Origin of the sequence: Blautia sp. LMAG:89 (assembly GCF_008679485.1) — a bacterium.
Taxonomy (GTDB): Bacteria; Bacillota; Clostridia; order Lachnospirales; family Lachnospiraceae; genus Blautia_A; species Blautia_A fusiformis.
In genome coordinates, this window is record NZ_NANC01000003.1 from 608,707 (window position 1) to 634,198 (window position 25,492).

Genomic DNA, 25,492 nt, shown 5'->3' on the forward strand with positions numbered 1-25,492 from the left:
TCAGACAATAAGGCTATTTCTATGAGACGTTTAATAGGGAAGAAAGATAGGAGCGCGTTTTATGGATATATATCGCACAATAACTATTTAACCTTTATATATTAAAGAAAGGACAGTGAGATAAGAGATTTGTGTTTTATCTCTGTAAAGTATGAGAAAGTTAGATAATACGGAAGTTAAAAAGTATATTTTGAATATATTATGTGAGTTTGCGGCATTCTGTGATCAGAATGGGCTGAGATATTATTTATCGGGAGGAACTTTGTTAGGAGCAGTACGCCATAAAGGGTTTATTCCATGGGATGATGATGTTGATTTATTAATGCCACGTCCAGATTTTGATAAATTACATGATTTATTAAGAAAAGGAAATATTCGACCATATTATAAATTAATCAGTCTACAGATGGGAAATAGTTTTTGGCCATTTGCCAAAATTATTGATACAAGAACCTATATAAAAAATGAATATTCAAATGTTGATCAACATTTGTGGATTGATATTTTTCCGATGGATGGTCTTCCGGATGATAAGGAAGAAAGTGATATATTGTTGAGTAAAGCGGAACCATTAAAAAAATGGATTAATCGATGCAGTGCAACTATAGGAAAAGGAAAAGGTTTTGTACGAAGTATAGTTAAAATACCGATGATTCTTTTTTTGCGAATGTATACACCAGAAAGATTTGGGAGAAAATTAGATAAGCTGGCTCATCAGTATGATTTTGACAAACAGGAGTATATTGGTGGAGTTGCTTGGAGTTTGGGTCCTAATGAAAGAATGAAAAAGAAAGAATACTTACCATATAATGATGTGGAATTTTGTGGGAAAAAATTTCATGCGCCAGCATGTTGGAAGTTTTATTTGACACAAATATATGGAGACTATATGCAACTTCCGCCAGAAAGTAAGCGGATAAATCATGAGTTTGATGCTTATATTGAGGGATGATTGAGGGAAAGGCGGATATAATAAATGAATTATTATGTTGTGGAAACCGATAAACATAAGTTGATACAAAAAACAGCTGGAGTTAAAGCCAGACAAGATGTAGAAACTATTTTTAAGTGGAATAATTTTAAAAAAATTGAGATTCCATGCCTGATAGAAGGACGTGAAAACAAAACAAGATTAGGAAAAATAAAAGCACATTATGATGTTTATATGTTATGGAAGAATGCATTAAAAAAAATAAAAAAAAATGATTGGATATATATTCAGTTTCCATTGTTAGAACATACAATGCTGTTTTCATTACTTATAAAAAATTTGGAAAAGAGAGGAATACATACTTCAATAATCATACATGACGTTGAGGCAATTCGTTTTACATTAAGAAATGATGTTCCATTATCTCGAAAAATTAGAATGAGATTTGAAGAAATTAGTTCATTTAAGAATTGCAGTAAAATCATTGTGCATAATGAAAAAATGAAGTCATTTATGCATGAAAAATGGAAAATACATAAAGATAAAATGGATATATTAGGAATATTTGATTATTTAGTTGAGAATTATAATGAAGAATTATTAGAAAAGAGAAACTTAAGCAGAAAAGGTCCAGTTATCATAGCGGGAGCATTGAGTAAACACAAGGCTGGATATATATATAATTTACCGGAAAATTGTAACTTTAATTTATATGGGATTAATTTTGAACGAGAAAAAGCTTCTTCAAATACAAATTATGTTGGGGCATTTAATCCAGAAGAATTAATTTATAATCTACAAGGTAGTTTTGGCTTGGTCTGGGATGGGGACAGCAGTGCTACTTGTACTGGAGTTTATGGAGATTATCTTAAAATTAATAATCCGCATAAGACATCAATGTATTTGGCAGCTGGAATTCCTGTAATTATATGGGAAGAAGCTGCATTAGCAAATTTTATTAAGAAAAATCATTGTGGAATAACAATAAAGTCAACAGATGAAATTAGAAACATAATAGACAATATGCTCGATGAAGAATATGAAACATTAAAAGCTAATGCGTGCAAAATTGGTGGGAAATTAAGAAGAGGATATTTCTTAAAAAGTGCAATGAAACAAAGTATATAATATTTGTGAAGTTATATTGAACTTCTAATATATGAGGAACAGGTGAAAATGTTTAATCTTATAGTACTTATTTTAGTAACAATTGTATTTTTAATGTTTGGGTATTTAATTACTCATGTAGATATTTTTTCTCCATTTTGCGTTTTTTGTGAAATGTTTTTAATTGCAGAATTTTTGTGCCTTTTTTTTTCAAGGATGTACAAGGTAGAAATTCATTTGAATACTATTTTAGTAATTGCTTTAGGAATGATTTCATTTGGAATTGTTAGTGCTTTTTTTTACATGAAAAGAGTTGATGTTCGAAATTATGGAGAACAACATTCCAGAAATTATATTTCTATAAATTATTTGATTCAACTAGTATTTCTTATTTTGGAAGTTCTAGTAGTGTTTTATCATGCTAAATATATAAAAGATGTTGTAGCTGCGTTTGGGTATAGTACTTCATCAATTTTTGATATAGCCGGCAAGTACCATGTCATTGCACTGTTCAATTATAATAATTTTATTGAAAAGGCAGTCTCTGCATCTTTTATATATAGACATGGTATTGTTTGGATAACTGCATATGCATATGTATTGCTTTATATTTTAATTAATAATTTAGCCGTAAAGAAAAAAATAGAAATTATACAGATAATATATTTGGGAATTTATGCATTTGATCAGATGTTATCAGGTGGTAGAACTGCATTATTTAGGATGATAACTGCAATTTTGATAATAACGGTAATATGTTTTGGACTTAATAAACGTCGAAATTTTACAAAGTTATTATTTAAAATTGTAGGTATTATTTTTGGAATAATTTTATTACTTATCGGAATCAATATGCTTTTAAATCGTACGGGTGAGAATAGCACTTTAAATCTAATTCTGGAATCAATTTATGTATATATTGGAGCTCCAATACAAAATTTGGATACGTATTTACAAGGAACTCGTCATACACCTGAATTGTGGGGCAGTCAGGTGTTTCGTAATATCTATACATACTTGGGAGGAAAATATGGAATAAGTCAATATTTATATCAATTAGATCTTCCATTTTTAAAACATAATGGATTAAATACTGGTAATGTATATACAACCTTTTATCAGTTTTATTATGATTTTGGTTATGATGGTATTGTACCGCTTATGGCAATAATTGCTTTATATTTTAGTTGTGCTTATAGAAAAATATATAACAATAAACCTTTTACAATAATAATATATGCATATTTATTTAATGATTTAATTATGTTGATTTTTTCAGACAGATTTTACGAAACGGTAGCATCAATAGGTTTTGTGAAGCACTTGTTAGTCACATTTATATTATATAAGGTGTTGATTGATAAAGGAGTTGCATTGGAGTATAGACATGGGATTAAACTTAAATTCAAAAGGCAAAAGAAAACAGTAATACCAATGGGAACAAATTAGAACAAAAAATGGACAAATAATCAAGAGATAATTGAATTTGATTAACACGAGCTAGAGACTAGGAGGTTCAAGGGATGAATATTGCAGTGATTTTTGCTGGAGGTGTTGGAAGCCGTATGCATAGTAAAGATCGACCGAAACAGTTTCTTGAAATGTATAATAAACCAATAATAATACATACATTGGAATATTTTGAAAACCATTCTATGATAGATGCGATTGTGGTTGTGTGTATAAAAGATTGGATTCCATATTTAAATAAACTTCTTTATAAATTTCGTATTGAAAAAGTAAAATCTGTAGTTCCTGGAGGGGAAACAGGTCAATTATCCATATACAATGGTCTTAAATCTGCAAAACAGATTGCAAAAGATGAAAAAAGCATTGTTTTAATTCATGATGGCGTTAGACCATTGATTAATGAGAAAGTAATTAGTGATAATATTCAATCGGTGATTAAATATGGTTCTGCAATCACAACAGCTAAAGTAAAAGAGACAATACTTGTTGTTAATGAGGGAACAGCAACAATTGATTATGTCCCAAGTCGGAACAATTCAAGAGTTGCCAAAGCTCCACAAAGTTTTTGGCTAGATGATATTTTGAAAGCTCATGAAAAAGCACTTTCAGAAGGTGAAAAGAATTGTGTTGATTCTTGCACAATGATGCAAAGATATGGATATGATCTTTATCTGATTGATGGACCAGGAGAAAATATTAAAATTACAACACCAGAAGATTTTTATACTATGCGAGCTATTCTTGAAGCAAAAGAAAATGAGCAAATATATGGGCTTGAATAAGGATAATAAAAAGCTTATAAAGAAAAATAAATTAAAGGAGGAGATGCTGGATGAGAAAAGGACCGCTAGAGGATGATTTGCAATATATCGCAAAATATCCGTTACAGTATGAGCAGCTGAAGGAAACCACTGTTCTGGTAACTGGGGCAACTGGGCTTATCGGAGCTTCAATAGTAAGAGCACTTATAGCAGTAGAAGGTATTCATATTATTGCATTAGTGAGAAATATTGAAAAAGCAAATAAATTATATAGTAGACATGAGTTGGACAATATTGAGCTTATTGTTGGTGATATCACATTTCCTATTAATGTTAATAAAAAAGTTGACTGGATCTTTCATTGTGCTGCTGTAACAACATCTAAATTAATGATTGAAAAACCAGTAGAGACATTATCTACAGCAATAGAAGGTACAAAAAATATTTTAGAACTTGCTTGTAAAAATGAATGTAAATCAATGGTATATATTTCATCAATGGAAATGTATGGAACATTTAATAATTCTGATACAGAGATAACAGAAGATAAGATTGGTTACATTAATCCATTGAAAGTACGTAGTAATTATCCTGAAAGTAAGCGGTTATGCGAAAATATGTGTGTTGCATATATGAGAGAATACGGAGTTAAAGTCAAGATTGCTAGGTTAGCACAAACGTTTGGCGCAGGAATTTTGCCAGGGGAGAATCGTGTATTTGCTCAATTTGCTAAAAGCGTAATTTCAGGAAGAGATATAGTATTGCATACGAGAGGATTATCGGAAGGAAATTATTGTTATACTCGAGATTGTGTTTTAGGATTATTTATAATTTTACTTTACGGAGAAAATGGTGAAGCATATAATGTGGCAAATCCAAAATCACATACTACAATTGCAGAAATGGCGCATATGGTTGCGGATAAAATTTCAAATGGGAAAATTAAAGTAATATACGATATTCCTAAAGATAATGTATTTGGTTATGCAGAAGATACGAAAATGAAGTTAAATTCTGATAAATTACAAGCTTTAGGGTGGACACCAGAAATAGGCTTAGAGGATGCATATAAGAGAATGATTGAACAGATGAAGATTGAGGAAATATAGAGTAAGTACGAAAATCTTATAAGTAAGAGAGTAGAAAAAATAAATGAAAAAGAAATCAATAAAACTAAATTTTGTTATGAATATAATTCTGACAATGTCTTCTTTCATTTTTCCATTGATAACTTTTCCGTATGTATCAAGAGTTTTATTGCCAGTTGGAACAGGAAAAGTGTCGATGGCAACATCTGTTATTACATATTTTTCTATGTTTGCTCAATTAGGTATTCCTACATATGGAATTCGGGCGTGTGCAAAAGTTAGGGATAATCGTGAGAAACTTTCCAAGGTGGCACAGGAACTTTTGATCATTAATATAATCATGAGTATGATTTCTTATATGGTATTGATTATATTGTTGTTTTATGTACCTAAATTTAGATGTGAAAAAGAATTGTATGTAATATTGAGTTTTAACATTATTTTGACATCTATCGGCATGGAATGGTTATATAAAGCCTTGGAACAGTATACTTATATCACAGTACGATCAGTTATTTTCAAATTTATCGCACTGATTTTTATGTTCTTTCTCGTACATAAACAGACGGATTATGTTATTTATGGTGGAATAACAATTTTTGCAGCTTCTGCATCGAATATTTTAAATTTGATTAATGCACATAAATTTATAAATCTGAAGCCTGTTGGAAATTACAATTTTAGACGACACCTAAAACCAGTATTGATATTCTTTGCTATGTCATGTGCAACAACAATATATACAAATCTTGATACGGTAATGTTGGGATTTATGACAACAGATACAGATGTGGGATATTATAATGCAGCAGTAAAAATTAAAGTAATCCTTGTGAGTGTTGTAACATCATTAGGGACAGTATTGTTGCCTAGAGCATCTTATTATATACAAAGAGGAGAATTGAAAGAGTTTCATAGAATTACAAGAAAGGCATTGAATTTTGTCTTTTTAATGGCAACACCTTTGTTTGTATATTTTATTTATTTTGCAAAAGAAGGGATTTTCTTTTTGTCAGGTAATAATTATGTTGGCTCTATTATACCCATGCAGGTGATTATGCCAACTCTTTTATTAATTGGTATTACAAATATACTTGGAATTCAGATACTTGTACCAACAGGACGAGAGAAAATTGTATTATATTCTGAGATTGTTGGTGCTGTCGTGGATGTCATTATCAATGCACTATTGATCCCGGTTTATGCGTCAACGGGAGCTGCAATAGGTACATTGGTTGCTGAGTTTGCAGTTTTTGTTGTCCAGTTTTATGCGTTAAAAGATGAAATTTTGAATACTTTTCGACAGATACATTATATAAAAATATTAATTGCATTGTCTGTCGGTAGTATTGTATCTTTGTGGGTGAAAATATTAAATTTAGAATGTTTTTTTTCATTAGTAATATCATCACTTCTTTTTTTTGGTGCATATGGATTTGTATTACTGATTTTGAAAGAAGAACTGTTTCTTGAAATTTTTAATACAATAAAAAATAAAATAATATAATATCTGTTGCATTAAATGATGAAAGGGAGAGATTAAATAAAAAGAATGGAAAATGTAAACAAAAACAACATATATCGGCAAGAAGATAAGGATATATTAAGAATTATATTGGTAGCTTTGGTAGTTATAGGTCACGGGACATATTATAATATAACTACAAAATTTGGAGGCATTAATTACGGAACTATGATGTCAGATGCGTCTATATCTGATACAATGTTTCATAAAATTACAAGCATTTTAACAAATTTTATTTATACATTTCATATGCCAGCATTTATAGCGCTATCTGGAAGTCTTTTTTCATTGAAAAAGAATATTAATACCAGGGGAACTATTATAAAAAAGACAAAAAGGTTACTGGTTCCATTTATTGCTGTATGGATTTTCTGGAATTTACCTGTTAAATATTTTTCGGGTTATTACCATGGTGTTAGTATAAAGGGAATGCTATTGCAGTTGATTTTTCCTTCATGTGTATATTTATGGTATTTAGAATGTTTGTTTTTTGTGTTTGTCATTGCAAGTTTTGTTTGTAAATTAGAAACAAAAAAGCAAATAGTTATAGTTAGCTTTTGTTGGTGCATAGGAGTAATCTTATATAAAGGATTGGATCAATATCACGTTTTGGGAGATCCTTTATATTATCTTTTATGGTTTTATCTGGGATATAGATTGGAAAATATGATTGAGTGGTTGAAAAAACATAATATTTGGAAAGATTCATCGATATTATGTTTGTTTGGGCTGGTATGTTTATCTTTTATTGTCGATAAAATAGTAAAGATTCATTTTTTCCATTTTTTGAGTTCGTATATTGTATGTCCATTTTTTATGTTGATAGTTTTAAACTATATAGTAAGGCATATAAAAATAAATGGTAGAGCAATAAAGTCATTGAGTGACTATGGAATGGGAATATATTTGTATGCAGAACCATTAAATTATTTATTTTTATTTTGGTTTTATCGTTTTTGTGGAATTGAATTTTTTGGTTCAGAGTTCGGGGCAGCAATAATATATTTTTCAAGAATTGTTATAACACCAATAATAGCAATAGGTATTACATGGATATTAAAAAAATTTAATTTGAAATATTTATATTAATAAGGCAGATAGAAAGTTAAAGATGTAACTAAAGAAATTGATAACAGGGAGAAATTAAAATGATGTACAATTATTTAGTAGTAGGTTCCGGCTTATACGGAGCAATCTTCGCGCACGAAGCAAAAAAATCAGGAAAGACAGTTCTTGTAGTAGACAAGCGACCGAATATTGCTGGAAATGTTTACACAGAGAAAACAGAAGGTATTAACGTACATAAATATGGAGCACATATTTTCCATACTAACAACAAGAAAGTATGGAATTATATCACTCAGTTTGCAGAGTTCAACAGGTTTACAAACAGCCCGGTCGCTAATTATAAAGGGGAACTTTACAGTCTTCCTTTTAATATGTATACATTTAATAAAATGTGGGGTGTGGTAACACCGGAGGAAGCTGCAGCGAAGATTGAGGAGCAGAGAAAAGAAGCTGGAATTACAGAACCAAAGAATCTGGAAGAGCAGGCAATTTCACTGGTCGGACGTGACATTTATGAAAAGTTGATCAAGGGTTATACCGAGAAACAGTGGGGACGTGACTGTAAGGATCTTCCTTCGTTTATTATTAAACGTCTGCCGGTTCGTCTGACATTTGATAATAACTATTTTAATGCTTTGTATCAGGGTATCCCAGTTGGAGGTTACACGAAGATGGTAGCAAATCTTCTGGAAGGTATTGAGGTTCGTTTGAGTACAGATTATCTGGAAAACAAAGATGAATTAGATGCGATGGCTGAAAAAGTAGTTTACACAGGTCCGATCGATGCATATTTTGATTATAAGCTTGGTACACTGGAATATCGTTCCGTGCGTTTTGAAACAGAAACTCTGGATAAACCGAATTTCCAGGGAAATGCAGCTGTGAATTATACGGATCGGGAAACTCCATGGACGCGTATCATTGAGCATAAATGGTTTGAATTTGGTAAGGATGAGGAAGGTAACGATCTTCCTAAGACAGTGATCAGCCGAGAATTCAGTTCTGAGTGGAAGCCGGGGGATGAGCCGTATTATCCTGTTAACGATGAAAAGAATGGAGCTCTTTACGCAGAGTATAAAAAGCTGGCAGAAGCTGAGACAAATGTGATTTTTGGCGGACGTCTTGGTGAATATAAATATTATGACATGGATCAGGTTATTGCGGCTGTATTAGACCGCTGTGAAAAAGAATTGCATTAAGATCAGGAAATGAGGGGAAATTAAATGCAAACAACATTACTTATCATGGCTGCTGGTATCGGTTCCCGTTTTTGCGGTGGTATCAAACAGCTGGAGCCGGTTGATGAACAGGGCCATATCATCATGGATTATTCGATTCATGACGCAATCGAAGCAGGTTTTAACAAGGTGGTTTTTATTATCCGAAAGGATATTGAAAATGAATTTAAGGATGTGATCGGGAATCGGATCGAGGCGGTCTGCAAGGCGCATTCTGTTACTGTGGAGTATGTTTTCCAGGATATCAACGATATTCCGGGAGAACTTCCGGAAGGCCGTACGAAGCCTTGGGGTACCGGACAGGCGGTTCTGGCTGCAAAGGATGTTTTGACAACGCCTTTTGTTGTGATCAATGCAGATGATTATTATGGAAAAGAAGGATTCCGTGAGATTCATGATTATCTTGTAAAAGGAGGCCAGTCCTGCATGGCTGGTTTTGTGTTGAAGAATACGTTGTCTGATAATGGTGGTGTGACACGTGGTATCTGCAAAATGGATGAGTATAATAATCTGACGGAGATTGTGGAGACTTCCAATATTGTAAAGAATGCAGAAGGTGCCGAGGCGGACGGCGTAAAGCTGGATACAGAATCACTTGTTTCTATGAATATGTGGGGATTGGCACCGGAGTTCCTGAAAACGCTGGAAAGTGGTTTTCAATATTTTTTTGAAAAAGTGGTTCCGGAGAATCTTATAAAGGCGGAATTTTTGATTCCAACATTTATTGGAGAACTTCTGGCAGAAGGAAGGATATCCGTAAAGGTTCTTCGTACCAATGATACTTGGTATGGTATGACTTATAAAGAGGATGTTGCTGCAGTGAAGGATAGTTTCAGAGAGATGTTGGAAAAAGGAATTTACAGAGAAGAGCTTTTTGCTGATTTATAAGAGTTTTTTTGTATAAAAGCGAGACCGTCAGTAAATGGGGATAATGTTACTATTATTTATTATAAATTTTATATCTGATTTTTGATTATCCGCATAAACACTATACTTTCAAACATTTTGAAGTATAGAAAACTATTCATTTTACCACGAATTTACCACGATTGAATGAGCCTTGATATGACACAAAAACAACATGGGAGATAGCACAAATATCTGTGTATCTCCCGTTTTTCATTCATGTAGTATGATTATTTTACTCTGATTTCAAATTTCAAGATTGCTTTCATCATTTCTGTATGGATTTGACCTTTTAATTCTTCATCAACCTGCATAATGATTTTACCACTTTCAGAGTGGTAAAACGGACGCAAGCATAATTTACATATATAAGCGTCATAAAACTTCAAAATCTCTCTTATGGCAGTTTCATTTCCAGCAGACGCTTGACATATTACTTTTAATGTAGGGTAGCCATATTCTTTTTTCATTGGTTCAATTCCTTTCTTTCAATACTGTTTTTAGTTTCTTCAATCCGTTACTTCTTCTGCGATAAATAGCAGAACGTGATACATGATATAATTCGGCTATTTCTTGGTCGCTCATACTTTGAAAATAGCGTAATAGAATTACATCACGCTCTTTATTCGATAACTTATATAAAGCAACAGCAAGTTTCTCATTTGATATTTGAATTGTAAAATTCAAGACTTCAAACGAAATGTAATCACAAGAATAGTTATCCTTAGTTACACATTCAACATTTTTCGTATCTGATAATTCACAGAATAAAACTTCACGCTTAGAACGTCTTGCAAACTGTCTGTTTCTGTTTTTTACTGTGCATTTAATAACAGTCATCATCAAAGCATTAAACTGTATTCTAACGATATGCTCGAAAGAAGATGGGTTCATAATCTCACCTCCTTTCCGCATACGCTGAAATATATAAACGGAGATACCGTCTATATCTTTGGAAAATACAAAAAGAAGAACAAGAAAAAAGTCCGTACAAAATATACCGTCTGTACGAACTTTTAATATTGTAAAATATTTAGTTGTTGATAAAATGCTGTTAGGTAGTGCATAATCGTATAAGATTATTCCTAAAACTTTCCACAGCAGTTACTTTCAATGCTTTTATATCTTGCTTTTTTAGTCCTATCATAAAGTTTTCCATATAACCGCTTAATAATTTGATTACTTGTTAAAATAGTTATAATGCAGGCGACTATGTGACTGATTAAAATCGCTATCCAAACACCATTTAAATTTTCTGCCAGCCAAGATAATAGATAGGCAAAAGGAATACGAATAATAATATAGTAGAATATCATTAGTATCATACTTTTTGTTGGTTTTCCTATACCATTTAAAGTACCTAAGTAGCAACTAGTAATAGTGTAAAGAACATAACCGATACTAACAATTAAAAAATAATGGCTGACAACATTTGTTACAGCTACGTTGGAAACAAACAATTTTGCCAACTGTTTAGAGAAGAAAATAACAACTGCTGATAATACACTTGAAACAACAATACCATATTTTAACGCCAATTTCAGATAATTCTTTGCTCTGTCGATACGTTGTGCTCCAATACATTGCCCTACGATTGAAGTCAACACCATATTAAGAGCCATAGCAGGATAAAATAATATCATTTCTAATTTTCCAGCAACTCCGTAGCCAGCAATAGCAGAAATACTATAAGTACTAACAATAGCAGTTAAAAATGTTGTACTAATAGCAGGAATACTTTGTTGAATGACAGACGGCACAGCATTTTTTACAAACGGCATAATCTCTTTTGTATCAAAATCAGATAGTGAAAGGTTAAATAATTTTTTACGATAAATATAAATGCACATAAACGCCAAACAAATAATCTGTGATATTAAGGTTGCGATTGCCGCTCCGTGAAATCCAATTATGTTAATGAAAATAGGATCTAAAATAGCATTCAATAAAGTAGACACAAGCATTGCAACTGCTTGAAACATAGTATTGCCAAAACTTCTTAAAATGGCTGTAAAGTATAAATACAAATAAACTGCTACATATCCCAAAGCATATATAGATAAGTAATTTTTTGCCATATCAAAAATTTCAGTCGGTGTATTTAAAACTATCAAAATAGGCTCTAAAAAAATCTCCAACACAATTGTCATAAACACTGAAAGAATTATAGATACAAAAAAAGAAGTAACTATAATATTCTTTTTCTTTTGCTCATTTTTCGCACCAATTACCTGTGATAATAGAATGGCTAACCCGTTTGTTGCTCCCATACCAATTGAAGTTAAGATTAAAATAATAGGTGTCGAGTTTGTTAATGCTGCGTATGCCTGCTCACCTAACAAATTTCCAATCCAAAGACTGTCTACGAGATTATATGCCATATTTAAAAACATAGCTATTATCATAGGAACAGTCATTTCAAGTAAACATTTTTTTGTGTTTCCGTTTACAAAATCAATATTTTTGTTCATTTTAATTCCTCCTATTGAATGAAAATTATTCATTTAATTTATTTAAATATTCCCTGCCTTTTGGCAGGGGAAGATTTAAAGCCTAAACAAGTCCCTAAAAAATGCCTTTATCCGTGAACTCTTTTCTTTAATTGATATATCGGTATTTAAAATAATTCCTAGTTGTCCATATATGCAAAAACTGGCATACATTTCAACATCATTGACTTGTATTTCATTTGTGTAATTTGCTCTTTCAATAATTTCAGATACAATAGGAAAAAGTTTTTCACATACATTCAATGTTAATAAATTATGGAAATTTTTATTTTGGTTATTATGAAAAACTGGATAATATGTATCATCTTCTTGTTCTGCAAAAAGTATCATCTTCCGCAAAATATCTTTTAAACTATCCTTTTTTATATTTATATTTTTTGTCATATTGGCGACTAAAATATTTGAATATTCATTGATAGCAGACTGAAAAAGTACATCTTTTGATGGGAAATATCTATAACATAATCCTTGTGCTATTCCAATTTCTTTTGCTATGTCTGATATTGAAGTTTTTTCAAACCCATTTACACTAAATAATTTAATGGCTGTTTCTAAAATTTCTTGTTTACGTTCCTCTGGTTCTTTTGAAATACGCATTGTTTTCTTTCCTTTCTTGCGGTTTAATTATTGTATGCTATAATTAAACAAGATCTTGTGCCAAAAGATTTCCATTCAATTTCGTGGAAGTCTTTTGATAATAATAACAACATTTCCTTTTTTGAATAAATCTTTACATCTCCACTATTGCTGTGTTTCATATAGTAATTCATTATCTGTCTTGCTCCGATTGGTTGCCAACAATCACCGATAATGAAAACTCCATTTTGCTTTAAACACCTAGACACTTCTTTCTCTACAATATCTGGTTGTGGATAATGATGAAATGAGTCATTACATACAATGGCGTCAAAAGAACTATCTTCAAAAGGTAATCTCTCAGAGTCGCCTAAGATAAGTGTTGCATCATTTCCTAGTTTATTTTTTGCAATTTCAAGCATATTGGGAGATATATCTATTCCAAATAGTTGTTCTGCTATATTTAATTCTTTTATTTCTTTAAGTAACGCACCCGTTCCACAACCTAAATCTAATATAGAATGTATATTCTTATTTTTTAAATTTTCTATAATCGGCTTATAGAGTTTTCGAGCATGTTCCCCCTGAATATTTGTATCATAATCGGCAGCTTGCTTATCAAAAGTCTTTTGTGATTTTTGTTTCGTAATATTCATGTAATCAACTCCTTTCACTAAAATTATATCTCGTGAATGAACGATTGTCAATGAATAAAATTCATTGAATTTCATTCATTTCAAAGACGTGTATCTCTGATTTAAAATACACGCCTTTTTGATTACCCTACAATCTTCCAGTTACTATTCCTTATATAGCCCAAATTTGTACCGTGACAATTTCATTGATATTATCCGATTTACCACAAATCAAATTTTATCTTTTCTTCCTCTTGATTACCCTCCACAGAAAAGAAAAAGCCCTGTCAAGAGCCTTGCCACCATTGGTGGTGCTTTGCACTCTTTACTGGGCTTTTTGTTTGCTGTATCTTCTACAAAGAGGGAAAAAGTTATTCGTCCTCATCATCAAAATGGTTATTTTTCAATACTTCCCGTAATAATTCCATATCTTCTTTTGAATTGGGGTTTATCATTTTTACGACTTGATAAGGTGTCCTATATTTATGTCCCTCTATGCTTTCCCCGAACATATCCATGCTGTATAAATCATCATAGCGGTCTAACAGTTTTTGAAACTTCAAATGCTGGATAAATTCTTTGATTGGATAAAGGTCGGACGCTACAATACTTTTCCCGTTGATGTAGTCGGTAATATATTCCCGTAACTTTTCCAACTCATATTCCAGCCATTCTTCCTCGCTGTCAAAGAAGTTGTCATAATGTCCATGTTTTAGTTCTGCATTTAATCGTTCTTCAATTCTTAAAAACTGGCAGACTTCCTTTTCGGATTGATTAACATACTTCCATTCTCCCGATAATAATTCATTGGGCATTACACCCAGCACGTCCATTATCTTTTCTAATGTATCGAAGGTAGGAAAATTCACACCTCGTTCAATCTTGGAAAGGCTCTGCATATTGATACCGATTTTATCCGCAAGTTCCTGTTGTTTCATTCCTCTGTGTTTTCTTATGGTCTGTATGTTCTCTCCTAAGAAACTGATTTTCTTTTCGTAATGCTCCATAACTTAGTATAACCGCTCCTTTCGTTGCTTTTCTTGGTATTTATAAGCATATCATACTTAATCTACATCTAAAAGTCAACAAAAACTTCTTGACAAGTAATTCTAATGGCGTTATTATCGTATCAGATAGAGTGATTAAGCACGATAAGGTCAATCACACGCTTGAGTAAGCATAGAGAAGATACATTTTCACTTTGATAGCATGAATAAGCATGGACTATCAGACCGAAAATAGTGGTTTCCAAAAGGGGCTGGCTGGACGGGGCACGTCCCCCAGACGTGTTCGGACAGACAGTTCCTTTTGGAAAAGGAACGCCTAAAGGCGTTCGCAGAGGGCGTATATGTAACACCGCCCTGCGCATACATGTCATAGTACCTAGAAACTGTGATAAATAAAGGAAAAAACACGATTTTTACCTCGCAAAAAAACGGGAAGTACGAAAGGAGTAATGCACTATAACTACACACAAAAATTTATCCGTTAAGATTGATTACATCAGCATTGTATTTGATACTGCAACCGCAGAAGATGTTATCATGCACATTTTAGGTTTACCGACTGACATTTTCAATGTCTATCCGGCAAGCGTTAAATTCAAGACCTATCAGGCACGCTGGCAGATTGGAGATATTTATGTATCGGGGGACGCAAGAAAGACAGAGGACAATCCACAAGGGCTAGGCTGTTATCTTGTTATGACTGGCAGAGGTTGTGATGATATTTTCCGTATTCTCGACAGTAGGAATTATACCTTTGGGGATATGTTCCGACGCTGTGAGCGAAGATACGGACTGGATAACTTCCATTTCACAAGACTTGATATTGCCATTGATGATAGGAACGAAAAGCCATTCTTTACCATAGAGCAGATAAAGAAGAAATGTGAAAAAGAGGAATTTATCTCGAATAGTGAGGGCTACCACTTTGACGAAAGCAAGTTTGATGATTTCGACACTGCAAAGACCGTTTATATCGGTGCTGGAAAATCGGGATTGTCCTACCGCTTTTATGATAAGGATAAGGAAGTCTGTTCAAAACATAATAAGACACTTGATGAAGTTGGCAGTTGGAAACGGACAGAAATGCAACTGCGTGATGATAAGGCTCATGTTTTTGCCATGACATTCAAAGACAGACCGCTGGAACTTGGGGAACTGGCTTTCGGACTGCTGGCAAACAACCTACGCTTTGTCGTACCAAACAGAAACGAAAGTAATAAAAGCAGATGGAAAATGTGTCGATTTTGGGAACGCTTTTTGGGGGCTGTGGAAGTCTTGGAACTGCAAGTACCAAAACAGCATAATTCCCTTGAGGAAACACAGCAATGGCTCACAGAGGGTGGCGTGATTTCCGCTGTCAAAAGTTTTTATTTCTTAGAAGAACATGACGCATTAGGTGGACTGGAAAAAGTAGGAACTATGCTTGATAGGGCAAGATACAGCAATTCCCTTTCCAGTAAATTAACCGCCCATTTACAGAGGATAAACCGCACCGACCTTATCCCCTATATCCAGTATGACACGAAACATGGGAAAGGGGGTATCTGATGAACAACAACGATATTCCCGTATGGAAAAAATACACCCTTACCATTGAAGAAGCGTCAAAGTATTTCCGTATCGGAGAAAACAAGTTAAGACGATTGGCAGAGGAAAACAAGGACGCTGGCTGGCTCATTATGAATGGCAACCGCATACAGATTAAACGCCGACAGTTTGAAAAGGTTATTGACAAATTGGACGCAATCTAATGCAAATGAGCCTTGTATGTGTTATGATGAACACAAGTCATATCAAGGCTCTTTCCAACAAGGAAAGGAGCAGACACCATGAAAGAAAAAAGACGGGATAACAAAGGTCGTATCCTGCATACTGGAGAGAGCCAACGAACAGACGGAAAATACTTATATAAATATGTGGACGCATTTGGAAACACAAAATATGTGTATGCTTGGAGATTGACACCCACAGACCCGACACCAAAGGGAAAACGGGAAAAACCCTCACTTCGAGAACTGGAACAGCAGATAAGACGGGATATTGAGGACGGTATCGACAGCACAGGCAAGAAAATGACGCTTTGCCAACTTTATGCCAAACAGAACGCACAAAGGGCAAATGTGAAGAAAAGCACACAGAAACAACGGGAACAACTCATGCGGTTATTGAAAGAGGACAAGTTAGGTGCTAGGAGTATTGATACAATCAAGCCCTCTGACGCTAAAGAATGGGCGTTACGCATGAAAGACAAAGGCTTTTCCTACAATACCATTAACAACCATAAACGCTCGTTAAAAGCGTCATTCTATATCGCCATACAAGACGATTGCGTAAGGAAAAATCCCTTTGATTTCAAGTTAAGTGAAGTCCTAGAAAATGATACCAAAGAGAAAGTCGCATTGACAGAGGAACAGGAACAAGCCTTACTCTCATTTATCAAGACAGACAATGTGTATCACAACCATTATGATGATGTGCTGATACTGTTAAAGACTGGACTTCGTATCTCGGAACTGTGCGGACTGACAGTAGCTGATATTGATTTCAAGAATGAAGTTGTAATTATCGACCACCAGTTACTAAAGAGCAAGGAACAGGGCTATTATATTGAAACGCCTAAGACGAAAAGCGGAATAAGACAAGTGCCATTAAGTAGAGAAACAATACAGGCATTTCAACGAGTTATGAAGAAACGCCCAAAGGCAGAACCATTTGTGATAGACGGACAGAGCAATTTCTTATTTGTCAATCATAAAGGCAAGCCCAAAGTTGCGATTGATTACAACGCCTTATTTGTCCGTATGGTAAAGAAATATAACAAGCACCACAAGGACAATCCCTTGCCACATATCACACCGCATACGCTACGCCATACATTCTGCACAAGACTGGCAAGCAAGAACATGAACCCAAAAGATTTACAGTATATCATGGGACATTCAAACATTAGTATCACAATGAACTGGTACGCTCATGCGTCCATAGATACCGCAAAATCAGAGGTTCAGCGTCTAATCGCATAGAAGTATTTACCACGATTTTAACCACGATTGACAGGGAAAATATAAGAAGATAGACCTAGATATGCGAGGTTTACCACAAAAGCAAAATGCCCGTAGAGCCGATAAAATAAGGCTTTGCGGACATTTAGGAAGATATAAAAAGATAGTCAAAAAGACATATATAATTTTATATAGAAGGTATATAAGAATATAGAATCATTTGCAAATGGCCCCAATATATAAAGAAATAAAGGAACATTGTGATGAATATATCGGTGATGAATTCGAAGGATAATTGGAATATATTTAGCAAAAATCGTAATGCAATTTATGGTGTGGCGATAATTTCAATTATGATATTTCATTTTTTTGAAGATATAGCAAATTCAAATTTATCCGGAGGGGGATTGGGATTTTTAGGCAAGTTGTATAACACATTCATTGGTAGTGTTGGAGTTGAGTTCTTTGTTTTTCTGTCCGGCGTTGGATTATATTTTTCGATGTCAAAAGATTCCAATATTTTGCATTTTTTTCAGAAGAGAATAAAGAGAATTTTGCCAGCTTATCTTATGGTTGCTATTCCATATTGGATTGTGATTGATCTTATTATCATGCAAAAAGGTGTCAAGATGTTTGCATTTGATTTTGGCTTTGTTACATTTTTTACACAAGGGACAAGAACCTTTTGGTATGTGTTATTTATTGTTTTTGCATATTTAATTTATCCATTTGTTTATAAGATATTGCATGTAAAGTGGTCAGATTGGAGGCAACTGTTAATTCTTCTTATTATAGCTTTAGTTATTCAATTTTTACCGAGAATTGTAGCTCCTGTATTGAATTTAAATATAGAAATTCTATTGGGAAGATTTCTTGTTTTTTTCATAGGGTGTTGGTGTGGAAAAAAAGTTTACCAGAATGCTTGTATTAATAATATAGATAAAATGGGAATTTTATTTGGAGTAATGATAATGCTGTGCGGCTTTTTACCGGTAACCAAAATAGTTGTGTCAAAACTAGGATTTAGGATTTTGATGTGTTTTTGGGGGATTTTTTTGCTGTATTGTATTGCTGTAAGTATGCGAAAGATGCCTAAAAGAATTGTAAAGATATTGGAGCAGTTTGGAAAAATGTCTTATGAATTATATTTGACTCATGTTGCAATTAGAGCACTTATGAATGTTATAGGGATAAAGACATTTTATTTTCAAAATTATGTTTTTTGTATTTTGATAAGTTTGTTTTTGACATACACAATTGTAAAATTACAAAAAAAGCTGATTTAGGGTAATAGATAATAATCGGCTTCTGCCTTGGTCAGAAGAATAGCAAAATGCTCAGATCCTCTGTAAAGGATCTGAGCATTTTCAATACGAACTATTTCTTCTGTAATTTCAGCACGTCCTCAAGAGAAAGTCCTGAAAATCTGGAGATGTCTTCAGGGGAGAATCTTGGATCCTGAAGCATACGCTGTGCTGTCAGCATAGCTTGTTCCTGATGGCCTTCGGCACGTGCATCATCGCACATTTCCTGAACAGCCTGACACATATTAACACTCCCTTCTGTTTCTGTGAAACGTAAGTTGATACCGGTTATGGAGTCAATGACCCGGGCTGCTTTGAGCTCGAGTGACCGGAAACCGGGGCTCTGTGATGTAAGCTCCTGAAGCTTCCGTTTATCTTTGGAATATTTGATGAAGAGCATGACTTCTTTGAGATTGCTCTGGAGTTTGTCAAGTTCTTCATCCTTTATCTCGGCAGGTGAGAAGAGATTGATCCGGTAATCCGGGACCAGAGAAAGGATCTCGGGGTCCTGGACAGAGAGCATTTCGTGGAGGCTCCTGGGAGCGTTCCAGGTGTCGGAACCGAAGTACACGACCGTGGTTATGACCGGGATGAGCCGGTCATCCTTGTAGAAACCGGTGAGATACTCTCCGGATGTGGAGGGCCATTGTTTTGCTTCTCTGTGGGATCTGGCAGAATTTTCTACCTGCCCTGCGTATTCTAATGCATCATAGACCATGTTTTTGACCGGCATTGCGTAGTGTGTTTCCGATTGATTTTCAATCCCCAGGAGAAGATAGATCCTTGAATCATCGTGCATAACATTAAGAGATTTGAATTCGTCCCGGAATTTCTGGACGGGAACTTCTGAAGTGCCGGATCCGTAGGGGACAGCGAGAACTGTGGTATCCAGTGGATGAAGCGTGTCAGGGTCTATGACGTTTTTTCCTTTGTACAGCATATGGTTGAACACGTCCGCAAAAACGCGGTTGTCAGCCATGTAATCTTTGGTGATGGTATCCTTTGTACCCATAGGTTTCACCACCTTCGATCTGTTTATGTGATCAGAGTAGTTTATTATCTGATCCAGTTACAGGGTATCATACATTTTGGTGTTTGAGAAGCGGATATCTGATATTTTATCATTTTTGTAGCTTGCGGAGATTTGTTTGATAACATTCTTACATAAGATTTATCTAGATTTTGTAGTGGTGTCTTGCCAGCGGCCCTTTTTCAGTGTTAAAATAATATCATCAAAAGAACAGGGAGAATGAAATCAATGTACGATTATCTTATCGTAGGTGCCGGTCTTTACGGTGCGGTTTTTGCACAGGAGGCGAAGCGTGCCGGGAAGTCAGTGTTTGTGATCGACAAGCGTCCGCATATTGCGGGAAATGTATATACAGAGAAGGTGGAAGGGATCAACGTGCATAAATACGGTGCGCATATTTTCCATACCAATAATAAGAAGGTCTGGGATTATATCACCCGGTTTGCCACCTTCAATCGTTTTACCAACAGTCCGGTTGCCAATTATCACGGGGAGCTGTACAGTCTTCCGTTTAATATGTATACCTTTAACAGGATGTGGGGCGTGGTGACTCCGGAGGAGGCTGCGGCAAAGATCGAGGAGCAGCGGCAGGCTGCAGGGATTACGGAACCCTCGAATCTGGAGGAACAGGCTATCAGCCTTGTAGGTACGGATATTTATGAGAAGCTGATCAAGGGCTATACGGAGAAGCAGTGGGGACGTCCATGTACGGAGCTTCCTGCTTTTATCATCAAGAGGCTTCCGGTGCGTCTGACCTTTGATAATAACTATTTCAATGCGCTGTATCAGGGAATCCCGGTGGGTGGTTATACGAAGATGGTTGCCAATCTGCTGGACGGTATCGAGGTACGGCTGAATGAGGATTATCTGGAGAAAAAAGAGCAGTATGATGCAATGGCGGAGAAGGTGATCTACACAGGTGCCATTGATTCGTATTTTGACTATAAGCTGGGAACTCTGGAGTATCGTTCCGTGCGTTTTGAGAACGAGACACTGGATAAACCTAATTTCCAGGGAAATGCAGCAGTGAATTATACGGATGTGGAGACTCCATGGACCCGTATCATCGAGCATAAATGGTTTGAGTTCGGAAAGGATGAGGAGGGTAATGATCTTCCGAAAACGGTGATCAGCCGGGAATACAGTTCCGAGTGGAAGCCTGGAGATGAGCCGTATTATCCGGTCAATGATGAGAAGAACGGAGCGCTTTACGGACAGTATAGGGAGCTTGCAGAGAAGGAACCGAAGGTGATCTTCGGCGGCCGTCTTGGCGAATATAAATATTATGACATGGATGCGGTGATCGCTTCTGCGCTGGATATGTGTGAGCGGGAGCTTGCATAAAAAAGATACTGGATATAACTAATGATAAGATCCTCTTATATTTCGGAGTCAAGGCAAAAGAGAAATATAAGGGGATTTTATGCATAGAATGGCAGTGAGATTTTTTGAGGGAGGAAAGAGCAATGAGAAGGTGCAAAGGTGTGTTTCTGGCAGGAATGCTGGTGCTGAGTATGAGTGTTCCGGTGTATGCGGACAAGTCGGTTGTGGTAAAGGTGGAGGCTCCGGCGGATACCACAGATTATTATATGACTGTGGATTCCGGTGGAGTTGGTGTGGATATCTATCCGTCCACCGACGGAAAAGGTGAAAAGCTCAATGATAAGACGGTAAGGGATGGTACTGTCCTGCATATCGAAGGGGAGACAGAGAAGAATGGTGAGACCTGGGGATATACAAAGTATAATGGCAGATACGGTTATGTGCCGCTGGAGGAGTTGCGGCCCTCAAAGGATGCGGAGCTGGCGAAGGCCGGAATCGCAGGGGGCACGGAGAAAGAGACTTCTGCAGTGAATCAGGGAGACGCATCCGATACGCAGGATTCCGCAGCCGGCGAAGGACAGGGAACGTCTGCAGGGACGGACAATACAGGCAGCTCTCAGGCTCAGAATGGCGAAGGACAGGGAACGTCTGCAGGGATGGCCAGCACAGATGAATCTCAGGCTCAGAGAGGTGAGGTTCAGGGGCCACCTGCAGGGACGGCCAGCACAGGTAGTTCTCAGGCTCAGAGCGGCGAGGTCCAGGGACCGCCTGCAGCGGATGGAACAACAGAAGGTGGGGAATCTGCGGATGAAGCTGTCACCAAGCCGGTCAATGGCACAGCTGCGACATCCTTTAAAGAAGAAAATTCCTGGTATAAAAGTCCGTTTATCTGGATCGGGATCGCAACAGTACTTGCAGTAATCGGAATTCTGGGTTATCATTTGAAGAAACGTTAACAGATAAACCAGATCAATATAAGAAAAGTGGAGAATTTTGTGAAGAGATTACAGCTTGTCAGGAAGAAATTACTGCCGCTTCTTCTGTGTGTGGCAGTTGCGGGCAGCCAGGTTCCGGTTATGGCAGCCGATGTGGAAGGTTTCAGTGATTCTGCGGAAGGCTTCAATGAAGAATGGTCAGAAGATACACAGACGCAGTCAGCGGAAGCAGAGGATACGACGGAGACCGCAGAAGGGAACACCGCAGAGAATATCACAGGGAATACCACAGAGAACACCGGTATCCCGGATGAACAGACAGAGGATATTGCAGAGGCAGCCGACGGGGATACCGAGGATATAGCCTTGCAGAGTTCCGAGGAGGATACAGAGACTCCCGAAACATCAGAAGGATTGTCTTCTGATTCCCAGGAGGATACCTTTGGCGACGGTGAGGAGAGCTTTGGGGATGCCTCAGACAGTGATGAGTCCGGCATCGAATATATCAAGGGCCGTCCGCTTACGGAGGAAGAGGAGCAGGAACAGCTGGCACCCTTTGATAATCTGACCGCTTATTCCACCGCCGTGGAGATCGGAAATGATGTGGATGAGGTACCGATGGGAAGAGCTGCGGCCTATCCGTCCTATTATAATGCAGCGGATCAGGGATATGTTACTTCCGTAAAGAATCAGGAGCCCTACGGTATGTGCTGGGCATTTGGAATGGCCTCTCTTCTGGAAACTTCGTTTCTGACCCAGGGCCTTGGAACTTATGATCTGTCGGAAGAGCATCTGGCGTATTTTTTTGCAAACAGAAAGAATGACCCGCTTGGAAATACCTACGGGGATGTCAATAAGCATATGGGGACAGATGATAAAGGAAACGCAGATTATCATGAGGGCGGAAATGATCTTCTGGCTTCCATGTTTCTGAGTACCTGGTCCGGAATGACAACAGAAGGGGATGTGCCGCTGGCAACAGATTCCACGCATACACAGAAAACCGGTGTGACTCCGGCGGCATCCAAGGCGTACAATGCAGCTGCTTATCTGAAAAATGCCTATTTTTCCGATTATTCCGTAAATGCCATGAAGAAGCTTCTGGTTGCAAATAATTCGGTCACTGTGATGTATAATGCACAGAATGCCTATTACAATGCAAGTACAGCGGCCTATTCCTATCCTACCAGCACCAAGAACGTGAATCATGTAGTTACAGTGGTGGGTTGGGATGACAATTATTCTGCGAAGAATTTCCGGGCATCTTCCAAGGTAAAGGGAGACGGAGCCTGGATCGTCAAGAACAGCTGGGGTACAGGCTGGGGAAAATCCGGATATTTTTATATGTCTTATGAGGATAAGTCTGTCAGTGAGCTGGTTGCGGCTACGGCTGTCAATACACCGAAATATAGCAACAATTATTTTTATGACGGAACGTCGGGCCTTGGTTCTATCCGCATGTATGCAGGGGAACAGCTGTCCACGGTTTTTCGTGCCAGTGCAGGAAACGGAAAAGCGGAATCGCTTGGCGAGGTGACTCTCAGCTCCATGTCTGCCAATAATTCCTATACTGTGCAGGTATATACAAATCTGAAGGATGCCAGTGATCCTACCAGTGGAACACCGGCATATTCCACACCGGTTTCCTGCAGTCAGCCGATGGCTGGGGTTATGACCTTTCAGATCCCGGAGGTTCTGCTCAGCCAGAACAGTCTGTATTCTATTGTGGTGACAAATGCAGGAAGCACATATATAAAATACTGTGTGGAGGCAGAGGTCAGTTATGGCTGGTGCAGCTTTTCTCCGTCTATCGTATCCGGTCAGAGCTTTCTGCGATATAACGCGGAGGATACCTGGATGGATGCAGTTGAATTTAATCCATCGGTAACGCCGAGGATCAAGGCGCATACTAGGACTCTGAGCAGTGCGGCCAGGATGCAGCTTTCTTCCTCTGAGATAAGTCTGTATTCCGGAGATCAGAAAACACTGAATGCTTCGGCTACCAGATCCGAGATGGATGCTTCCGGCATTGTCTGGGAAAGCTCAGATACCAGTGTGGCTGCTGTAAATGGAAGCGGCGTTGTTACTGCAAAAAATCCGGGAACAGCAACCATAACCTGCTACGGAAAAAATGCCAGGGGAATCCGAGCTACCTGTAAGGTTACGGTGAAGCTTCGTCAGACCACAGGTGTAAAACTGGTTTCCAAGGCATTTAACAGGATACGGATCTCCTGGAAAGCAGTTCCCGGCTGCAATCGTTATGCTATCTATCGCTGGGATGAAAGCGGAAATTCAAAAAAAATGGCAACCGTGACAGCAGATGTAGTGACCTGGCAGGATACTGCAGTGAAAACAGGAAGCACTTATACGTATCGGATCCGGGCTTCTTATGTACGTTCCGGAAAGAAGACTGTTTATGGAGCCGTATCTTCGCCGTTATCAGCAAAAGCGGAGCTGGGGAAGGCCCGTGCAGTGGCTGAAGCTGTCAGCGGACCATGTAACAGGGTATCCTGGAAGAAGGTTTCCGGAGCAAGTGGCTATCATATCTACCGGAAACTCCAGGGGAAAAGCTGGGTTCGGATCGGAACCGTTAACAACAAAGTATTGTCCTGGCAGGACACGAAGATTAAGGGAATCACCTCCTACGCTTATGCTGTGAGGCCATATAAGAATGTAGATGGGAAAAAAGTTTTAGGAGGATATCAGGCAAGCAGCTATATCCTGTCCTATCCGGAACTTCAGAAGATATCCAGTGTCAGGAAGACCTCCAGGGGGCTGAAGATCTGCTGGAAAGCGCAGAAGAAAGCAGATTGCTATCAGATCTACCGTAAGACCGGAAAGGGTTCATGGAAAAAGATCCGTACAGTTTCCGGAGGCAGCCGTTCCTCCTTTGAGGATAAGACCGCAAAGAAGGGAACAACGTATTACTATGCGGTGCGTGCAGGGATAAAAACCTCCGGTGGAAAAGTACTCTGCGGAGGATACGCCGCAAAAGCAGCAAAGAGATAAAAGTGTTAAAATATAAAACGCCCGGATCTGGCTTGAAACATTCCAGATCCGGGCGTTTTATGTTTTG

General features: G+C 36.9%; 23 protein-coding genes. 16 read left to right on the top strand and 7 right to left on the bottom strand.

The features are described from left to right. Positions 1 to 262 precede the first annotated feature (262 nt). From CCC70_RS03125 to CCC70_RS03165, 9 genes are all read left to right on the top strand, one after another. Positions 263 to 952: a LicD family protein gene (locus CCC70_RS03125; RefSeq protein ID WP_442859717.1), complete on the top strand. Its 690-nt coding sequence runs from the start codon at positions 263 to 265 to the stop codon at positions 950 to 952. Between the two features lie 24 nt (positions 953 to 976). Then, positions 977 to 2,059 (top strand): galactofuranosyltransferase, encoded by a 1,083-nt coding sequence (locus CCC70_RS03130; RefSeq protein WP_118368687.1) that lies wholly within the window; start codon positions 977 to 979, stop codon positions 2,057 to 2,059. 48 nt (positions 2,060 to 2,107) lie between these two features. Next, positions 2,108 to 3,487 (top strand): O-antigen polymerase, encoded by a 1,380-nt coding sequence (locus CCC70_RS03135; RefSeq protein WP_118368688.1) that lies wholly within the window; start codon positions 2,108 to 2,110, stop codon positions 3,485 to 3,487. A 74-nt stretch (positions 3,488 to 3,561) separates the two neighbouring features. Further along, entirely contained in the window at positions 3,562 to 4,290 is a 729-nt protein-coding gene (locus tag CCC70_RS03140) for an IspD/TarI family cytidylyltransferase (RefSeq protein ID WP_287084230.1), read from the top strand. 50 nt (positions 4,291 to 4,340) lie between these two features. Continuing rightward, a complete protein-coding gene (locus CCC70_RS03145) occupies positions 4,341 to 5,378 on the top strand; it encodes an NAD-dependent epimerase/dehydratase family protein (RefSeq protein WP_118368689.1) in 1,038 nt (345 codons plus the stop codon). A 43-nt stretch (positions 5,379 to 5,421) separates the two neighbouring features. After that, positions 5,422 to 6,864 carry a flippase gene (locus tag CCC70_RS03150; protein ID WP_147602910.1) on the top strand — a complete coding sequence of 481 codons (1,443 nt, stop codon included), beginning with the start codon at positions 5,422 to 5,424 and terminating at the stop codon, positions 6,862 to 6,864. A gap of 45 nt (positions 6,865 to 6,909) precedes the next feature. Next, the gene (locus tag CCC70_RS03155; RefSeq protein ID WP_118368691.1) at positions 6,910 to 7,971 is read left to right on the top strand and encodes an acyltransferase family protein; all 1,062 of its coding nucleotides are present in this window, start codon (positions 6,910 to 6,912) and stop codon (positions 7,969 to 7,971) included. A 62-nt stretch (positions 7,972 to 8,033) separates the two neighbouring features. Continuing rightward, the gene (gene glf, locus CCC70_RS03160) at positions 8,034 to 9,149 is read left to right on the top strand and encodes a UDP-galactopyranose mutase (RefSeq protein WP_334296280.1); all 1,116 of its coding nucleotides are present in this window, start codon (positions 8,034 to 8,036) and stop codon (positions 9,147 to 9,149) included. A 24-nt stretch (positions 9,150 to 9,173) separates the two neighbouring features. Next, positions 9,174 to 10,076 carry a sugar phosphate nucleotidyltransferase gene (locus CCC70_RS03165; protein WP_287084231.1) on the top strand — a complete coding sequence of 301 codons (903 nt, stop codon included), beginning with the start codon at positions 9,174 to 9,176 and terminating at the stop codon, positions 10,074 to 10,076. A 248-nt stretch (positions 10,077 to 10,324) separates the two neighbouring features. Here CCC70_RS03165 and CCC70_RS03170 read toward each other — a convergent pair whose 3' ends face one another. From CCC70_RS03170 to CCC70_RS03195, 6 genes are all read right to left on the bottom strand, one after another. Beyond that, positions 10,325 to 10,564, bottom strand: a complete 240-nt coding sequence (locus CCC70_RS03170) for a helix-turn-helix domain-containing protein (RefSeq protein WP_005946862.1) — start codon at positions 10,562 to 10,564, stop codon at positions 10,325 to 10,327. A 4-nt stretch (positions 10,565 to 10,568) separates the two neighbouring features. Further along, positions 10,569 to 10,988: an RNA polymerase sigma factor gene (locus CCC70_RS03175; RefSeq protein WP_008728841.1), complete on the bottom strand. Its 420-nt coding sequence runs from the start codon at positions 10,986 to 10,988 to the stop codon at positions 10,569 to 10,571. Positions 10,989 to 11,179: 191 nt separating this feature from the next. Continuing rightward, positions 11,180 to 12,565, bottom strand: a complete 1,386-nt coding sequence (locus CCC70_RS03180) for an MATE family efflux transporter (RefSeq protein WP_008728838.1) — start codon at positions 12,563 to 12,565, stop codon at positions 11,180 to 11,182. Between the two features lie 75 nt (positions 12,566 to 12,640). After that, positions 12,641 to 13,201: a TetR/AcrR family transcriptional regulator gene (locus CCC70_RS03185; RefSeq protein ID WP_008728836.1), complete on the bottom strand. Its 561-nt coding sequence runs from the start codon at positions 13,199 to 13,201 to the stop codon at positions 12,641 to 12,643. Between the two features lie 23 nt (positions 13,202 to 13,224). Further along, positions 13,225 to 13,911 carry a class I SAM-dependent methyltransferase gene (locus CCC70_RS03190; RefSeq protein ID WP_223380606.1) on the bottom strand — a complete coding sequence of 229 codons (687 nt, stop codon included), beginning with the start codon at positions 13,909 to 13,911 and terminating at the stop codon, positions 13,225 to 13,227. A 275-nt stretch (positions 13,912 to 14,186) separates the two neighbouring features. Continuing rightward, a complete protein-coding gene (locus CCC70_RS03195; RefSeq protein WP_005946876.1) occupies positions 14,187 to 14,822 on the bottom strand; it encodes a helix-turn-helix domain-containing protein in 636 nt (211 codons plus the stop codon). Positions 14,823 to 15,308: 486 nt separating this feature from the next. On the opposite strand from CCC70_RS03195, the gene CCC70_RS03200 reads away from it, so the two are divergent. From CCC70_RS03200 to CCC70_RS03215, 4 genes are all read left to right on the top strand, one after another. Continuing rightward, entirely contained in the window at positions 15,309 to 16,370 is a 1,062-nt protein-coding gene (locus CCC70_RS03200) for a replication initiation factor domain-containing protein (RefSeq protein WP_278278651.1), read from the top strand. After that, positions 16,370 to 16,573, top strand: a complete 204-nt coding sequence (locus CCC70_RS03205; RefSeq protein WP_287084242.1) for an excisionase — start codon at positions 16,370 to 16,372, stop codon at positions 16,571 to 16,573. Before CCC70_RS03200 ends, CCC70_RS03205 begins: the two co-directional genes overlap by 1 nt. A gap of 78 nt (positions 16,574 to 16,651) precedes the next feature. Continuing rightward, entirely contained in the window at positions 16,652 to 17,845 is a 1,194-nt protein-coding gene (locus tag CCC70_RS03210; RefSeq protein ID WP_117570047.1) for a site-specific integrase, read from the top strand. Positions 17,846 to 18,087: 242 nt separating this feature from the next. Continuing rightward, entirely contained in the window at positions 18,088 to 19,110 is a 1,023-nt protein-coding gene (locus CCC70_RS03215; RefSeq protein ID WP_287084243.1) for an acyltransferase family protein, read from the top strand. A gap of 91 nt (positions 19,111 to 19,201) precedes the next feature. On the opposite strand, the gene CCC70_RS03220 is transcribed toward CCC70_RS03215, so the two are convergent. Next, complete coding sequence (locus tag CCC70_RS03220; RefSeq protein ID WP_287084244.1) at positions 19,202 to 20,068, bottom strand: Rpn family recombination-promoting nuclease/putative transposase; 867 nt, start codon at positions 20,066 to 20,068, stop codon at positions 19,202 to 19,204. A gap of 318 nt (positions 20,069 to 20,386) precedes the next feature. Between CCC70_RS03220 and glf (CCC70_RS03225) the strand changes: the two genes are divergently transcribed. From glf (CCC70_RS03225) to CCC70_RS03235, 3 genes are all read left to right on the top strand, one after another. Continuing rightward, positions 20,387 to 21,502 carry a UDP-galactopyranose mutase gene (glf, locus tag CCC70_RS03225; RefSeq protein WP_287084245.1) on the top strand — a complete coding sequence of 372 codons (1,116 nt, stop codon included), beginning with the start codon at positions 20,387 to 20,389 and terminating at the stop codon, positions 21,500 to 21,502. A 122-nt stretch (positions 21,503 to 21,624) separates the two neighbouring features. Continuing rightward, entirely contained in the window at positions 21,625 to 22,437 is an 813-nt protein-coding gene (locus tag CCC70_RS03230) for a hypothetical protein (protein WP_270388803.1), read from the top strand. A 39-nt stretch (positions 22,438 to 22,476) separates the two neighbouring features. Beyond that, positions 22,477 to 25,425: a C1 family peptidase gene (locus tag CCC70_RS03235; protein ID WP_287084246.1), complete on the top strand. Its 2,949-nt coding sequence runs from the start codon at positions 22,477 to 22,479 to the stop codon at positions 25,423 to 25,425. Positions 25,426 to 25,492: the final 67 nt, after the last annotated feature.

Coding starts and splice junctions, on each gene's coding strand:
- CCC70_RS03135 (WP_118368688.1), top strand. CDS start 2,108: ATGTTTAATCTTATAGTACTTATTTTAGTAACAATTGTATTTTTAATG.
- CCC70_RS03210 (WP_117570047.1), top strand. CDS start 16,652: ATGAAAGAAAAAAGACGGGATAACAAAGGTCGTATCCTGCATACTGGA.
- CCC70_RS03145 (WP_118368689.1), top strand. CDS start 4,341: ATGAGAAAAGGACCGCTAGAGGATGATTTGCAATATATCGCAAAATAT.
- CCC70_RS03215 (WP_287084243.1), top strand. CDS start 18,088: ATGAATATATCGGTGATGAATTCGAAGGATAATTGGAATATATTTAGC.
- CCC70_RS03205 (WP_287084242.1), top strand. CDS start 16,370: ATGAACAACAACGATATTCCCGTATGGAAAAAATACACCCTTACCATT.
- CCC70_RS03190 (WP_223380606.1), bottom strand. CDS start 13,911: ATGAAATTCAATGAATTTTATTCATTGACAATCGTTCATTCACGAGAT.
- glf (WP_287084245.1), top strand. CDS start 20,387: ATGTACGATTATCTTATCGTAGGTGCCGGTCTTTACGGTGCGGTTTTT.
- CCC70_RS03180 (WP_008728838.1), bottom strand. CDS start 12,565: ATGAACAAAAATATTGATTTTGTAAACGGAAACACAAAAAAATGTTTA.
- CCC70_RS03185 (WP_008728836.1), bottom strand. CDS start 13,201: ATGCGTATTTCAAAAGAACCAGAGGAACGTAAACAAGAAATTTTAGAA.
- CCC70_RS03170 (WP_005946862.1), bottom strand. CDS start 10,564: ATGAAAAAAGAATATGGCTACCCTACATTAAAAGTAATATGTCAAGCG.
- CCC70_RS03175 (WP_008728841.1), bottom strand. CDS start 10,988: ATGAACCCATCTTCTTTCGAGCATATCGTTAGAATACAGTTTAATGCT.
- CCC70_RS03140 (WP_287084230.1), top strand. CDS start 3,562: ATGAATATTGCAGTGATTTTTGCTGGAGGTGTTGGAAGCCGTATGCAT.
- glf (WP_334296280.1), top strand. CDS start 8,034: ATGTACAATTATTTAGTAGTAGGTTCCGGCTTATACGGAGCAATCTTC.
- CCC70_RS03230 (WP_270388803.1), top strand. CDS start 21,625: ATGAGAAGGTGCAAAGGTGTGTTTCTGGCAGGAATGCTGGTGCTGAGT.
- CCC70_RS03195 (WP_005946876.1), bottom strand. CDS start 14,822: ATGGAGCATTACGAAAAGAAAATCAGTTTCTTAGGAGAGAACATACAG.
- CCC70_RS03130 (WP_118368687.1), top strand. CDS start 977: ATGAATTATTATGTTGTGGAAACCGATAAACATAAGTTGATACAAAAA.
- CCC70_RS03150 (WP_147602910.1), top strand. CDS start 5,422: ATGAAAAAGAAATCAATAAAACTAAATTTTGTTATGAATATAATTCTG.
- CCC70_RS03155 (WP_118368691.1), top strand. CDS start 6,910: ATGGAAAATGTAAACAAAAACAACATATATCGGCAAGAAGATAAGGAT.
- CCC70_RS03220 (WP_287084244.1), bottom strand. CDS start 20,068: ATGCTGTACAAAGGAAAAAACGTCATAGACCCTGACACGCTTCATCCA.
- CCC70_RS03165 (WP_287084231.1), top strand. CDS start 9,174: ATGCAAACAACATTACTTATCATGGCTGCTGGTATCGGTTCCCGTTTT.